The organism is Lutibacter litoralis, from assembly GCF_014646675.1.
GTDB lineage: Bacteria > Bacteroidota > Bacteroidia > Flavobacteriales > Flavobacteriaceae > Lutibacter > Lutibacter litoralis.
The window spans coordinates 407990-423768 of record NZ_BMNS01000001.1; the positions used below are offsets into that span (position 1 = coordinate 407990).

Genomic DNA, 15779 nt, shown 5'->3' on the forward strand with positions numbered 1-15779 from the left:
AGCAATAAATTAAAAAACAAAAACAAAATTATGGAATTATTAGATAAATTAAATTGGAGATACGCTGCAAAAGCAATGAATGGAGAAAAGGTATCAGAAGAAAAAATTGCTAATATTATTGAAGCTGCACGTTTAGCACCAACATCAAGTGGCTTACAACCTTTTGAAATAATTGTAGTGAAAAATCAAGCTATTAAAGAAGCTATTAAACCAGTTGCTTGGAACCAATCTATGATCACAGATTGTTCGCACTTATTGGTTTTTGCAGCTTGGGATACGTATACCGAAGATAGAATTAATAAAATGTTCGACTTAACAAATGAAGTACGTGGATTTAAAAATGAAGGCTGGGAAAACTACCGTCAAATGCTATTAGGTTCATATCCTCAGCAAGATGCAGAAGAGAATTTTAACCACGCAGCAAAACAGGCATATATTGCTTTTAGTGCGGCTATAATTGCAGCAGCTTATGAAGGAGTTGATTCAACTCCAATTGAAGGTTTTGATCCGGTTGAAGTTGATAAAATTTTAGGCCTACGAGAAAAGGGATTACGTAGTTGTGTATTATTACCAATTGGCTATAGAGACACTGAAAAGGATTGGTTGGTAAACCTTCAAAAAGTTAGAAAATCTACTGAAGATTTGGTAACTGTAATTGAATAATTAATAAAACTTAAAAATTATATATTATGAACAATTTTCAATATAAAAATCCGACTAAAATTTTATTCGGAAAAGGACAAATAGAAAATATTGCTTCTGAAATTCCAGAAAACTCCAAAGTATTAATGCTTTTTGGTGGAGGAAGTATAAAAACAAATGGTGTTTATGAACAAGTTTCAAAAGCACTATCAAATTTTGAAGTGATTGAATTTGGCGGAATTCCTGCAAATCCAGAATACGATGTTTTAATGGAAGCTTTAGATATTATTAAAGCTGAAAAAATCACATTTTTACTAGCTGTTGGTGGAGGTTCTGTTATAGATGGAACCAAATTTTTATCCGCAGCAGCCTTATATGAAGGTGATGAGCCTTGGGATATTTTAAAAAATAGTATTAGAACTTTAAAAGGAATGCCTTTTGGTAGTGTACTTACTTTACCAGCAACAGGTTCTGAAATGAATTCTGGTGCGGTAATTACAAGAGCTGAAACAAAAGAGAAATTTGCAATGGGTGGACCAGGATTATTTCCTCAATTTTCAGTGTTAGATCCAGAAGTTGTAAAATCTATTCCACAACGTCAAATTGCGAACGGGTTGGCAGATGCTTTTACGCATGTTTTAGAGCAATATATGACTTATTCTGTAGATGCTAAATTACAAGATAGAATTGCTGAAAGTATTTTACAAACTTTGATTGAAGTTGCGCCTGCAATTTTAAAAGATACTTCAGATTATAAAGCGGCATCAAACTTTATGTGGAGTTGTACTATGGCTTTAAACGGATTAATTCAGCAGGGAGTTCCAAGTGATTGGGCTGTACATATGATGGGGCACGAATTAACTGCTTTATTTGGAATAGACCACGCCAGAACGTTGGCTATAATTGCTGAAAGTCATTACAAAGTAAATTTTGATGACAAAAAAGATAAATTAGCACAATATGCAGAACGTGTTTGGAATGTTACAGAAGGAACTAAAGCAGAAATGGCAAAGGCTGGAATTGAAAAAACTACCAAGTTTTTCCATTCATTAGGAATAAAAACCAAACTATCTGAATACACAGAAGATTACAAAGGAACAGCTCAAATAATTTCAAAACGTTTTGAAGAGCGTGGTTGGAAAGGTTTGGGCGAACACGGAAAAGTAACTCCGGAAACGGTTGAAAAAATTGTAGAAATGAGTTATTAAATGGAAATATTAACATTATATATAAAGCTCATTAATTAACTTTAGTGAGCTTTTCTTTTTTGTAAAAAAATAAATTTTACGTATATAGCTGATTGTTAAATATTTCATAATATAGTACTTTGTTTTGCATAGTACTATATTCTTACATATATTTGTGGTGTTATTAACTACTAACACAATTTATTATGAAAACATTAGACACTATTATCGACATTTTTACAACACAAGAAAACAACCAATTAGAACCTAAAGGAAGATTTATTGATTTCCAAAGCTCAAAAAGATCTAGCTGGAATCGTAAAAGAAATTACGGCCTATAATCCGTAATTTCTTAATAATTCCAATTCTTTTTAAGAACGAGGTAGAAAGTTCTTCAAACAAAAAAACAACTAACAAAACTTAATTTTATATTGAAATGAGTTATTTTCAACTTTAGCTTGCTGAAAATGTTTTAGCATCGCATAAAAACTAAATCAATTAAAATAAGTGGTACTTTACAGTTAATATGATTCAAAGAAACTAATTCAATTTTTTTGGATCATATTCATTTCTTATAACTTGTATTAATATGTCTTTATTAACCGGTTGAACTTATCACAAATTTGCACTTCACAAATATAGATTTCAATTAACTTTATTAGCAGAAAAGACCTTGACTTGGTTTTGTTTTATTTCGTTTTAACTAAATTTGAAATAAAACTAAGTTTATGCATAGAATTACATATAATATATCTTTATTTTTACTAATTATGAGTCTAAATTCTTGCAATAAAACTATTTCGGAAAAAATTATTTTTGCAGATAATGTAATAGTTGCACACCGTGGAGCTTGGAAAAGTAACAACCTTCCTCAAAATTCAATTGCTTCGCTAAAGCAAGCCATAACTTTAGGCTGTACTGGATCAGAATTTGATGTAAGAATGACTTTAGACAATGTTTTAATAGTTATACATGACGCTGAATATCAGGGTTTAGAGATAGAAGAATCTACCTATGTAGAGTTGTCGAAATTTAAACTTTCAAATGGCGAAACCTTACCTACCTTAAAAGAATATATAAATGCAGCAATGCAAGATAATACAACTACAGGTTTAGTGTGTGAAATAAAACCTTCAAAAGTAGAAGAGCGCAATATAATTATTGCTGAAAATGTTTTAAAACTGGTAAAAAAACTTAAAGCCGAAAACTATATTAAAGCATATATTAGTTTTAATTATTCAATTTTAAAAAGAATCCTGGAAATAGATTCTGCTGCTAAAACGCAATATTTAGATGGATCCAAATCTCCAGAAGATTTAAAAAAAGACAAAATTTCGGGATTGAATTATTCAGTTTCTAAATTAAAAAATCGCCCTGATTGGATAGCAAGTGCTAAACAACACAATTTAGTATTAAATGCTTGGACAGCAAATACAAATGAAGATATAGACTGGCTTTTAGCAAATGAATTTGATTATATTACCACAGATGAGCCAGAACTTGTTTTAAAAAAACTTAAATCAAACTCTACACAGGATACTAATTAATTTAGGTCATTTATTCTAGTTATTAAGAATAAGCAATAATTAGTTTTGGGTCAAACGGAACATATAATGCTATTATATTCAATGAGCTGATTTTTCAAAAAAAAATAATAACATTATGTTGTCAAAATCTTCAAAAGATTAGTGTATAAAAATACGGTGTTCTATTGAATTCTATATATTTTAAATATTGGTTTATGGGCAATCGATTTTAAATTAAAAAAGCCCATTAAAGTTAATTAATGAGCATTTTTAATAATTGTTTCTTAAGAGTTTAAAGTAATTTTAAAATGGTTCGTCCTTTTAATTTTCCTTTTAACATTAAATTTAACTTCTCACTTAATTGATTAAAAGTAATGGTTGTTGTATTCTCTTCTAAATTTTCAACTTTCCATTCTTTAGCTAGTTTATTCCAAACATGCTCTCTGTAATGCATTGGGTAATTTTGAGAATCGATACCAATTAAAGATATTCCTCTTAAAATAAATGGAAAAACTGTTAATTCAAGTTTTGGGGAAGCTACATTTCCACAACAAGTAACTACACCTAATGGTGCTACTGTTTTTATAATATTTTCTAAAATAATACCTCCAACAGTATCAATTCCACCAGAAAATAGTGGTTTTAACAACGGTCTTTTTTGCATATCTTCAAAATCTTTTCGTGAAATTACTTCAACACCTAAGTCTTCAAAATACTGTTTTTCGTTTTCTTTTCCTGTGATTGCTGTAACTTTATATCCTAATTTGTTCAATATCAAAACACTTAAAGAACCAACACCGCCTGTAGCACCGGATACAACAATATTTCCATTTTCAGGTTTTACAGTTTCCGTTAATTTTAAAACGGACATCCCAGCTGTTAAGCCCGCAGTTCCAAAAATCATAGCTTCTTTCATAGAAAGGTTTTTAGGTAATTTTACCACCCAGTTTTCAGGAACTTTTACATATTCTGCAAAACCTCCATTGGTGTTCATACCCAAATCATAACTAGTTACAATAACTTCATTATCAATTTTAAATTTTTCAGAATTAGATGAAACAATTGTTCCAACAGCATCAATACCTGGTGTATGCGGGTAATTTCGGGTAACTCCTTTGTTTCCAATTGCAGATAAGGCATCTTTATAATTTAACGAACTATAATGTACTTTTATGAGTAATTCTTTTTCTTTTAATGCTTCAAAAGGCATTTCTTTTATTGCTGAAACAAATTTTTCATTATCTTCTTCAACTCTAAATGCTTTAAATGTTGTTTTATCATTCATCATGTTTTCTATCTTTTAGTTACTTTTGTAACAAAGTTCGATCAATAAATTGGAGTATGCAAGGGCCTACAAATTATGCACTTACAAACATTTTATACTATTTTGTATAAATACTAGGTTTTAAAAGTAAAAAAAATGAAAAAAAGTTATTGTCCAATAGATACTTTTATAAATGTGATTAAAGGAAAGCGAAAAAGCACCATTATTTTACATCTTTTTCAAGGAAATAAGAGATACAATGAATTGGTAAAACTTATTCCTGATATTAGTGAACGCATGATGAGTAAACAATTGAAAGAATTGGAAACCGACAATTTAATTAATAGAGAAGTATTTCCTGAAGTTCCACCAAGAGTTGAATATAGCTTGACCGATTTAGGCAAAGAAATTCATCCTTATTTAAAGGGAATGTTTAAGGGTGGAATTATTTTTGAAAATAAGATTGATTCTGAAGAAAATTAAATTATTTCGAACTTTTTCCTCCTACTACAACTACAAACTCTCCTTTTGGAGCCTTTTTTGTAAAATGTTGAATTAATTCTGAAACGGTTCCTCGTATAGTTTCTTCGTATAATTTTGTGAGTTCACGAGAAACTGAAATTGGTCTATCTTCACCAAAATATTGAGCAAAATGAGTTAAGGTTTTTAATAATTTATGAGGTGATTCATAAAAAATCATGGTTCGTGTTTCTTCGGCTAAAAAAGTTAAACGAGTTTGTCTTCCTTTTTTAACAGGTAAAAATCCTTCAAAAATAAATTTATCATTTGGTAAACCACTATTTACAAGTGCAGGCACAAAAGCTGTTGCACCAGGTAAACACTCAATTTCAACACCATTTTCTATACATGCTCTCGTTAATAAAAATCCAGGATCAGAAATTGCAGGAGTTCCAGCATCGGAGATTAAAGCAACGGATTCTCCACTTTTTATTCGTTTTACTATGTTGTCAACCGTTTTATGCTCGTTGTGCATATGATGGCTGTGCATATGTGTAGAAATTTCAAAATGTTTTAATAGTTTACCGCTGGTACGTGTGTCTTCAGCTAAAATTAAATCAACTTCTTTTAAAACCCTTACAGCTCTAAAAGTTATATCTTCTAAATTTCCAATAGGTGTTGGTACTAAATATAGTTTTGATTCCAAAAGTTTTTTAATTAAGAATGAACATACAAAGTTACTGCTATTTTAAATATAGCAATTTATTTGAACTATAAAAAAGAGATGCTAAATTACTTAAGCACCTCTTTTAAACATCAATTATTAAAAAACCAAACTTTCTTTTGTTAATTCCATTTAAAATCTCCTTTTTCAATAGACCAATCGTTTCCAAAGAATCCAGCACATTTTACTGCTTTATCCCCAACTGTAATTACTGTATTATCGAATAATAAAACATCTGGAAACGTTGTTCCGTTTACTAAATAATGATTTGCATATGTTGCTTTCATCCCATTTTTTCCAGTTGCAGTAACCACACCAATACTTGCAATGTTACTGTCATTTCTTGGAATTGTAAAATACATTCCCCATTGGTTTCCTGTTAACTTTTTACCACCAATAGTCACCAAATTATTTTCAACTTGAATTGGACTGTTTTTAAGCAATTTATTCCATGCGGCGTTATTGCTTTTATTTCCGTAGATAATTACGTTTCTATCTGCATATTTTTTAGCATTGAAGTCTGTATCTTTTATAACTTCAATAGTTCCATTTGCTCTGTACCAAAATGTTTCAGCATCAAATTTTGCTTTGTTGTAGTACCATTCATTTTCAGTATTTGAACCTTTTGTAGCATATACAAATACAACATTATGTCTAAAAGCATCTTTAAAACCGCCATTTCTGTGTGGTCCTTTTTCTTTTAATGAAGGTTTTTGTACAACTGTCCATTCACCACTATTAACTGTTAAAAATACTTTAGAATTAGTTTCTACATTAAATTCCTTTCCATCAACAAAAATATTTGTAATGGTATCGCTTAATTTGGTTAAATCAACTTCTAAGTATTCAACATTGTCTGTATCAATTTTAAATGAATCTTCTTTTGAAAAATTAAATGAACTTACTTCAAAAGGCTTTTCTTGTTGATGAATAGTAATAAAATTAGAAGTTGCAGAAACTCCGGGAGATCCTGTATAAAACTCTAAATTCTTAATTTCATTAGGATCTCTAAGTGTACGCTCTTTAAAAAAGTTGAAAATTTTATACCAATCTAAACTGTGATTTCCGTACCAATGTGTTCCATCTGGGTATTCGTAATAGGTAAAATCGTTATGAAATTTACCTAAACGTTCGCGCATATCACGAGCTATATATGTTGGTACAACGTTGTCCTTTTCACCATGTAAAACATATACACCGTAATGTAAATAGTTACGTATTAGTTTTAATGTTCGGCTAGGAGTTCCAGCTCTTTTCATTAATTTTTCCACTTCCGTTTCTATGTATGGCGTATTTATTCTGTTAACAACTTCAGGAGTAATTCCTCTTTTTGTTAATTGATCTTGCGGTAATTCTAAAGTTTTCTTCAAGAAACTATCACGGTATGCTATTAAATCTGGATAACCAGCACAAGGAGCGATTGATGCAAATTTATCTGGATATGTAGCACCTAAATACCAAGTTCCGTGTCCACCCATAGAATGACCAGTTAAATAAATTTTTGTAGGATTTGGTTGGTATATACTTTTAGCATCTGCTAAAACTTCTAAGGCATCTAATCTACCCCAATCTTCCCAAGCGAAACCAAATGGTCTACGGTTGGTTGGAGCAACTACATTTCCCCAATTTTTTTTCTCGTATGCATTTGCTTGATTTACAGCTTCAACAGACGCACCATGCACAGACAAAAATAATGCCTGTTTTTTTGAATCTTTATTGGTTGATGGTGCAACACTGTAATATTGTACACTTCCATCAATAGCACTTATAAATGTTTTTTTATGATGTTGGTGTTTTGTTTTAACGTCTAAGTTAACTAATTGATTAGAAATAATTTCACTCTTGTTGTTTTTAAGTTTCAATTGTAATTCAACAGTTTCTAAAGTTGTTTCTTTTGAAACGGAAGCAATTGAAAATGGTACTTTAAGAACGCTCATTGGCGGAATTGCAACTACTTTAGATTCCTTTGTATTTCCTAATAATTCTGAAGTTATTGTATAATTTTTCACCCAATTATTAGAGGCGTTAATCACTCTAATTGCACCTTTGTAATCTTTGGTTTCTTCAACTAAAATATCAGGCATTGTTAAATCTCTTGAAGTAAACTGAACGGGATTTTGAGGTTCAATTAAACGTGCTCTAATACGTGGAAAACGTCCTACTTTTAGCACAAAAACATTGGTTCCTTTTTTTAACTTCAGAGGAATTAAATTCCAACCAAAATCGTAATGATCTCCTTCGTGAGGTAAGCCATTTATTAGTAACATTGTATGGCCTGAAGCTTCAAAAAGCACCGTTTTTTCGGTGTTAGATTTGTAGGTTAAATACACATAACTAGATCTTAAATCTTGGTTGTTAAATGTATTGGTTTCATCTGTAGAAATGGCTTTCCATTTTAATTCATTTCCTAAATAATCAATATCAAAAACTTCATTTTCTGAAATTTTTACAGTAGGATTCATTAAAAATTTGTCAAAAACAGGTTCTGTTGGGAATGAAGAAGCATTAAAAGAAAAATCTTGAATTTTTAAGGAAAGTCCGTTTTTAAAAACGTGTAATAATTTTCCTTCACTAATTTCATTTACTTTTTCTTTACCAAAATACTCTACAATATTTCCAGTTTTTTCTTGAGCAAATTGTACGGTGGTGATTAAAAGAATCAAAATTAAACTTGAAACTTTTTTAAAGTTAAATTGAAGCATCTTTAAAATTTACGATTTATGAAAGCATAAATATCCGATAAATTAAAAGAGTTCTAAAAAAATATAGACAAATAACACATTACTTAAGTTAAATGCATTTTTTGCTCCTAACAATTGTAAATAAAATTAAAAATGCTATTTAATCTTTATACATTTTATCAATAAGTTCTTTGTATTTTTTCTGAATAACTTTTCGTTTTAATTTAAGTGTTGCGGTTATTTCTCCAGCTTCAATACTAAACTCTTTAGGTAATAAGGTAAATTTTTTAATTTTTTCAAATTTAGAAAACTCCTTTTGTAATTCTTCAAATCGTTTTTCAAACATATCTTTTATTTGATTATGATTGATTAACTCTTCAATATCTTTAAAGCCAATACTATGCTCTATTGCATATTTTTTTATGTTTTCAAAACTTGGTACAGCAAGAGCAGTAACATATTTTTGTTGATCACCAATTACTGCAATTTGTTCAATAAAAGAATCGTTTACTAAAGCTGTTTCTAGTTTCTGCGGAGCAATGTATTTTCCTCCAGAAGTTTTCATTAAATCTTTAATTCTGTCAGTAATTACCAAATTACCTTTTTCATCTAGTTTGCCAGCATCACCAGTTTTAAACCATCCATCTTCTGTAAAAACTTCGGCGGTTGCTTTTGGTTTTTTGTAATAACCTTTCATAACTCCTGGACCTTTCACTAAAATCTCGTTGTTAGCACCTATTTTTATTTCAGTTCCAGCAATAGCTTTTCCTGCAGAATTAAATTCGAAATGTTGATTTCCAAATAATGAAACTGTTGCAGTAGTTTCAGTTAATCCATAGCCACACTTAATATTTAACCCAAAAGAATGAAAATAGGAAACCATATCGGCTGCCAAAGGCGCACCTCCACAAGGCATAAATTTAATGTTTCCACCAAATACGCCACGTAATTTGCTCAACACCAATTTATCAGCAATTTTGTGTTTTAATTTTAGTGCAAAAGGCACTTTTTTATCAATACGTTTATGGTTGTTAAAATAGTTGTTTCCTATACCTAAAGCCCAACTCGCTAGTTTCATTTTAGTTGGTGAGGCTTCTTTTCTTTTATCTTGAATTGCTGCAAATATTTTTTCGAATATACGTGGAACCGTGCACATTAGCGAAGGTTTCACTTCTTTTAAAACTTCTGCAATTTCTTTTGGATCTTGGTTAAAATATACTTGAATTCCTGATTGAATACAAAAAAACACCCAGCTACGCTCGTAAATATGACTTAAGGGTAAAAAACTTAATGAAGTATCATTTATGTTTACATCTAATTCGTCTTCATGTGCTTTTAATGAGGCTGCAAAATTGTTATGATCTAACATAACACCTTTTGGCTCACCTGTGGTTCCTGATGTGTAAATAATACTTGCTAAATCGTCTAATTGGTGTTCAAAAAAACGTTTTTCTAGTTCCTTATCAATACTTTCTGGAAATTCTGCATTCACAAAATCGGATAAATAAACTGCGTTTTTATAATTTCTGAAGTCAACTGTTTCGGTTAAAGAAACAATCAATTTTAAGTACTTATTAGTTTTTGAAATTTCTTCAGCTTTGTCAAACTCTTCTTGATCTCCAATAAAAATAACACTTATTTCGGCATCGTTTATAATATATGCTGTTTCTTTTGCGGAGTTCGTTGCATAAATAGGAACTGTTACAGCTCTGGTGTTCATAATTGCAATATCTGCAATTATCCATTCTGCCATATTTTGTGCAAAAATTGCAACATTTTGTTGTTCTTTTATTCCAAAATTAATCAACGCTTTAGAAACATTCTGAATTTGTTGATAAAAATTTTCCCAAGAAATTCCATCCCAGTTTTTAGTTTCAATATTTTTATAGAAAATTGCATTTTTGGTTGAGAAACGCTGTGTATTTTCTTTAATTACTTCTGTTAAGTGCTTATAGTTCATTATGTTTTGTTTCGAAAATTAAATTCTAAACTTTTTGCATAGTGCGCAAATCTACAAATAAAATAACTGTTTAATTTATTTTAAAGGTTGTGAATGTTACAATTGAAGTCGAAACTACAAATTTTTAAGATACCTTTTTGGAGAATATAATGCTGCGGTAAGGATGGATACTTCAACTTCGCTCAGTACTAGGTTTGTTGTTTAAGCTCTTTTTTTATGACATAAAATGGATAGAAAAAGCGAGTACCAAGAGCCTGACATTTGATTTTACAAATGCAACGCCCAAAAAAAGGTTGATATCTGTATAAACTATGCTGTAAATCATTAAATTTGCACTTTCTAATAAAAAAATAACAATGTATAGAACACATTCAAACGGAGAATTACGATTAGCAAATGTTGGCCAAGAAGTTACTTTGGCAGGTTGGGTGCAAAAATCACGCGACAAAGGATTTATGATTTGGGTTGATTTACGTGACCGATACGGGATTACGCAATTGATTTTTGATGAAGACAGAACACCTAAAGAGATGGTGGAAAAAGCAAAAACTTTAGGTCGAGAATTTGTAATTCAAGTTAAGGGTGAAGTTATTGAACGTGTTTCTAAAAACAAAAATATTCCTACAGGAGAAGTTGAAATTTTAGTAAAAGAACTAACTGTTTTAAACGCATCTTTAATACCTCCTTTTACTATTGAAGATGAAACTGATGGTGGTGACGAGTTACGAATGAAATATCGCTACTTAGATATTAGAAGAAATCCTGTAAAAAATAATCTTATTTTTAGAAGTAAGGTTGCAATTGAAACTAGAAAATATTTATCTGATCAAGATTTTATTGAAGTAGAAACACCTGTTTTAATTAAGTCTACTCCTGAAGGTGCACGTGATTTTGTGGTGCCAAGCAGGATGAATGAAGGTCAGTTTTACGCCTTACCACAATCGCCTCAAACATTTAAGCAATTGCTGATGGTTGGTGGAATGGATAAGTATTTTCAGATTGTAAAATGTTTTAGAGATGAAGATTTAAGAGCAGACAGACAACCAGAATTTACACAAATTGACTGTGAAATGGCGTTTGTAGAGCAAGAAGATATTTTAAATACATTTGAAGGATTAACACGTCATTTACTAAAAGTTGTAAATGGTGTTGAAGTTGCTGAATTTCCAAGAATGACGTATGATGAAGCTATTAAAAAATATGGAAATGACAAGCCAGATATTCGTTTTGGAATGGAGTTTGGCGAGTTAAATGAAGTTGCGCAACATAAAGACTTTGGCGTTTTTAACAATGCTGAATTAGTAGTTGGTATTGCAGTTCCTGACGGAGCAAGTTACACAAGAAAAGAAATTGATAAATTAATAGAATGGGTAAAACGTCCTCAAGTTGGTGCTTTAGGAATGGTATATGTAAAATGTAATGAAGATGGTAGTTTTAAATCATCAGTAGATAAGTTTTACAATGAAGAAGATTTAGCAAAATGGGCGGAAGCTACTGGTGCTATACCTGGAGATTTAATTTGTGTTTTAAGTGGTGTTGCAGATAAAGTAAGAGCGCAGTTAAGTGCGTTACGTATGGAATTAGCAACGCGTTTAGGGTTGCGTGATCCAAAAGTATTTGCACCGTTATGGGTAGTTGATTTTCCATTATTAGAATGGGATGAGGAAAGTAAACGTTATCATGCAATGCACCATCCATTTACATCTCCTAAACCAGAAGATATGTCACTATTAGACACCGATCCTGGAAAAGTGAGAGCAAACGCTTACGATTTAGTGTTAAACGGAAATGAAATTGGTGGTGGTTCTATTAGAATTCACGATAAAGCTACACAAGCATTAATGCTAGGTCATTTAGGCTTTACTCCTGAACAAGCAAAAGATCAGTTTGGGTTTTTAATGAATGCTTTTGAATATGGAGCACCTCCACACGGTGGAATTGCTTTTGGATTGGATAGACTGGTTGCTATTTTAGGCGGACAAGAAACCATTAGAGATTTTATTGCTTTTCCAAAAAACAATAGTGGACGTGACGTTATGATTGATGCACCATCTAAGATTGATGATGAACAATTAAAAGAATTAAACTTGAAATTAGATTTGTAAAAATTCTTAATTTAAACAAAAAAGCTAAACGTTTTAAAACGTTTAGCTTTTTTGTTTAATCAATTAACTTCTTTTAAAATTATTGCTTAATTAATATCTACAAGTTCTATCTCAAAAATTAAATTAGTAAACGGAGGTATTTTTTGTGAAATAAGTCCTTTTTCAAGTAGGTCTTCTCTAATTGTTTCTGGAAAAATTTGTAAACTAGAATAGTAAGCTAAATTAGAAGGGATTATAAAAGTAGCTTTTTCTCCTTTTTGCATGAGTTTAATACTTTCATTCACTCCTTTAATTATTGATTCTGTGCCCACAGTAAAATCAAAAGTTTTGTCAGTTTCTGTTTTGCTAAATTCAGTACCGTCTAGATATTTAGCTACATATTTTGTTTTTACCCTATTTCCTTCAATTGGAGAATCACCAGTACCGTTTTCAGTTTTTTTATAAAAAGCTCCAAAATCTGTTTCGTTAATATCAGTAATGTTATTATCTGTAATATAGGTTTCAATTGTAGCTTTTTCAAATTGCTTTTGATCATCTTCATCTTCAATTTTAGCGATTTTGGTTTCCATAATAATTACTGCATTACTTGGAATTAAACTTTCATAACTATAAGAACCGTATGCTAAGTTAGAAGGAATATAAAACCTATATTTTTCTCCCTCTTTCATTAATGCAGAACCCATAATAATCCCCTGAGGAAAGATAGAATTAGTTACAATATTAATTTTTTTAGGAATTCCAGAACTCTCTTTAACTTCATCAATTATAGCTCCATTTAAAATTTTCATTTCATAAAAAATAGAAAGAATATCATCTTCTTTAACTTCTTCTCCTGTATCATTCGATTCGATAACGGTATAATAAAATCCATAAGGGCTTTTTGTAGCTTCTAAATTATTCTCTGCTAAATACTGTTCAATTAATTTGTAATCTTTGTTGTTTTGTTCATTATAGTTATCCTCGTCTAAACAACTATTTAATGTGGTAAGTGAAACTATTCCTAACAATAGCATTAGTTTCTTAAAATTAATAATTCTCATAAATAAAATGTTTTTAAATTTGTTATACATTCTAGATACGTTCGATGAGGAAATAACGCTACAACATATTTTATTATAAATAGGGTATCAATTATATTTAGGAGGTAGTTGATTAAAAATTTTAATTTTATAATGTTCATTTTCAAAGTATTTGTACCTTTGTTTAAAATCATTCTAAATAACGATTTTAAAAGTGCAAAAAACGATAAATATTTTTAATTATGATTTTGATTGGAAAAAATCAAAACAAAAAAAGGTAAAAAGCAAGGTAAAAGAAGATTGTTGCAAAAAATATAAAAAAAAGGGTGAAAAAAAGTGTAAAAGTTGTCCTAAGCGGATAGTTTAATCCTTTAATTTAGATACTTTTGTAAATTCCTTATTTTATAACAAAACGAATGTCAAGTAAATTAAAACATATCCTTAAACGATTCTTAATTTGGAAATATCAGCATATTTCAGACAAACAATTTGTTAGAATTGCGAGCGCAATAATTGGTTTGTTAGCGGGCTTAGGTGCGGTACTTTTAAAAAACTTGACACATTTTATTCAACATTTGCTAGAGGGTGAATTTATTAAAGATATTCACGTCGCTTTTTATTTTATTTTCCCAATTATAGGACTGTTTTTAGTTAGAATGGTTAAAAGGTATGGTATTAAGAAAAAAGTTGGTCACGGTATACCTTCCACTTTATTCGCCATTTCTAGATTAAAAGGAATTATGCCACGTCACCAAATGTGGTCATCAATTTTAACAGCTCCATTAACTGTTGGATTTGGTGGGTCTGTAGGGCTGGAAGGTCCAACAGTAGCTACAGGTGCGGCTTTAGGCTCTAATTTTGCTCGTTTAATGCATGTAAATCAAACTACAAGAACATTGCTTATTGGAGCTGCAGCTGCGGGCGCAATGTCTTCAATTTTTAAAGCACCCATTGCGGCAATTATTTTTGCTGTTGAAATTTTTAGTTTAGAGTTAACCATGGTTTCTATGATTCCTTTATTATTGGCTTCAATTACAGCTGTATTAACCTCTTACTTCTTTTTTGGTGAAGATGTATTATTGCACTTTAATATTGAAGATCAATTTCATTTAAATGATGTGCTTTTTTACATTTTATTAGGAGTTTCTTGTTCAGTTGTGTCCATTTATTTTAGCAAAGTATATTTTAAAATAGGTGCCTTTTTTAGAGATTTTAAAGGCGCTCATAAACGATTGCTTTTTGGAGGAATATCATTAGGTATTATGGTATTTTTAATTCCACCTTTATTTGGTGAAGGCTATTCAACTATTAACAATGTTTTAAAAGGGAACATTATTCCAATAGTTACAAATAATATTTTTCATATTGAGCCCGATAATTTTTTAATAATTTCAGTACTTTTAATAGGTTTGGTAGCCTTTAAAGTAGTTGCCACTTCTTTAACATTTGGTGCAGGTGGTGTTGGAGGTATTTTTGCTCCTACCCTTTTTACAGGAAGTATTACGGGGTATATATTTGCTTCAATTATTAATCATAGTCAAATTTTTGGTCATCAATTGTCTTCTACTAATTTTGCTATGGTAGGAATGGCTGGTTTAATGGCAGGAATTCTTCAAGCTCCGTTAACGGCAATTTTCTTAATTGCTGAACTTACTAGTGGTTACGAGTTATTTATTCCATTAATGATTGTTTCTTCTATTTCATATTTAATTACTAAAAATTATATACCACACAATATTTACGCATCAGAATTGGCTAAAAAAGGACAATTAATAACACATGATAAAGACAAAAATGTGTTAATGCTTATGGATATTGACAAGGTTATTGAAACTAACTTTATAATACTAAAACCAGAAATGACCTTAGGTGAAATTGTAAATAATGCAGTGGCAAAATCCTCTAGAAATCACTTTCCTGTAGTAAGCAGTAATAATGAATTTTTAGGAGTTATTACACTTGATGATATTAGAAGTATTATGTTTAAAACTACATTATACGATAAACAAAAAGTGTTAGATCTAATGCACAGTGTACCTGATATTATTAATTACGACAAGGATTCTATGGAAGTAATTATGAATAAATTTAAAACAACTGTAGCTTGGAATTTACCAGTAATTAAAGATGGTAAATACTATGGTTTTATTTCAAAATCTAGACTTCTTACAGCTTATAGAAGAAAACTAATTCACGTAAGTGCTTAATTTAT

General features: G+C 30.3%; 12 protein-coding genes. 7 read left to right on the plus strand and 5 right to left on the minus strand.

Annotated elements, in window-relative coordinates; genetic code table 11:
- Positions 1-30: 30 nt before the first annotated feature.
- From IEW75_RS01820 to IEW75_RS01830, 4 genes are all read left to right on the plus strand, one after another.
- On the plus strand, positions 31-663 hold the full coding sequence (locus IEW75_RS01820; protein ID WP_134248331.1) for a nitroreductase family protein: 633 nt from the start codon (positions 31-33) through the stop codon (positions 661-663).
- Positions 664-689: 26 nt separating this feature from the next.
- Entirely contained in the window at positions 690-1850 is a 1161-nt protein-coding gene (locus IEW75_RS01825) for an iron-containing alcohol dehydrogenase (RefSeq protein ID WP_134248332.1), read from the plus strand.
- 185 nt (positions 1851-2035) lie between these two features.
- Positions 2036-2170: a hypothetical protein gene (locus IEW75_RS15870; RefSeq protein ID WP_262711444.1), complete on the plus strand. Its 135-nt coding sequence runs from the start codon at positions 2036-2038 to the stop codon at positions 2168-2170.
- A 387-nt stretch (positions 2171-2557) separates the two neighbouring features.
- Positions 2558-3376 (plus strand): glycerophosphodiester phosphodiesterase, encoded by an 819-nt coding sequence (locus IEW75_RS01830; protein ID WP_134248333.1) that lies wholly within the window; start codon positions 2558-2560, stop codon positions 3374-3376.
- A 271-nt stretch (positions 3377-3647) separates the two neighbouring features.
- On the opposite strand, the gene IEW75_RS01835 is transcribed toward IEW75_RS01830, so the two are convergent.
- Positions 3648-4643, minus strand: coding sequence for a YhdH/YhfP family quinone oxidoreductase (locus IEW75_RS01835; protein WP_229714371.1), 996 nt, complete (start codon positions 4641-4643; stop codon positions 3648-3650).
- Between the two features lie 132 nt (positions 4644-4775).
- On the opposite strand from IEW75_RS01835, the gene IEW75_RS01840 reads away from it, so the two are divergent.
- Complete coding sequence (locus tag IEW75_RS01840; RefSeq protein WP_134248334.1) at positions 4776-5102, plus strand: winged helix-turn-helix transcriptional regulator; 327 nt, start codon at positions 4776-4778, stop codon at positions 5100-5102.
- 1 nt (position 5103) lies between these two features.
- On the opposite strand, the gene rsmI is transcribed toward IEW75_RS01840, so the two are convergent.
- The 3 genes from rsmI to IEW75_RS01855 form a co-directional block, all read right to left on the minus strand.
- Positions 5104-5784, minus strand: coding sequence for a 16S rRNA (cytidine(1402)-2'-O)-methyltransferase (gene rsmI, locus IEW75_RS01845; RefSeq protein WP_134248335.1), 681 nt, complete (start codon positions 5782-5784; stop codon positions 5104-5106).
- 140 nt (positions 5785-5924) lie between these two features.
- Positions 5925-8504: a carboxylesterase family protein gene (locus tag IEW75_RS01850; RefSeq protein WP_134248336.1), complete on the minus strand. Its 2580-nt coding sequence runs from the start codon at positions 8502-8504 to the stop codon at positions 5925-5927.
- A 139-nt stretch (positions 8505-8643) separates the two neighbouring features.
- Positions 8644-10443 carry an AMP-dependent synthetase/ligase gene (locus tag IEW75_RS01855; RefSeq protein ID WP_134248337.1) on the minus strand — a complete coding sequence of 600 codons (1800 nt, stop codon included), beginning with the start codon at positions 10441-10443 and terminating at the stop codon, positions 8644-8646.
- A gap of 356 nt (positions 10444-10799) precedes the next feature.
- Between IEW75_RS01855 and aspS the strand changes: the two genes are divergently transcribed.
- Entirely contained in the window at positions 10800-12548 is a 1749-nt protein-coding gene (aspS, locus tag IEW75_RS01860; RefSeq protein WP_134248338.1) for an aspartate--tRNA ligase, read from the plus strand.
- Positions 12549-12634: 86 nt separating this feature from the next.
- On the opposite strand, the gene IEW75_RS01865 is transcribed toward aspS, so the two are convergent.
- The gene (locus IEW75_RS01865) at positions 12635-13588 is read right to left on the minus strand and encodes an FKBP-type peptidyl-prolyl cis-trans isomerase (protein ID WP_158283794.1); all 954 of its coding nucleotides are present in this window, start codon (positions 13586-13588) and stop codon (positions 12635-12637) included.
- A gap of 395 nt (positions 13589-13983) precedes the next feature.
- On the opposite strand from IEW75_RS01865, the gene IEW75_RS01870 reads away from it, so the two are divergent.
- Entirely contained in the window at positions 13984-15774 is a 1791-nt protein-coding gene (locus IEW75_RS01870) for a chloride channel protein (RefSeq protein WP_134248340.1), read from the plus strand.
- Positions 15775-15779: the final 5 nt, after the last annotated feature.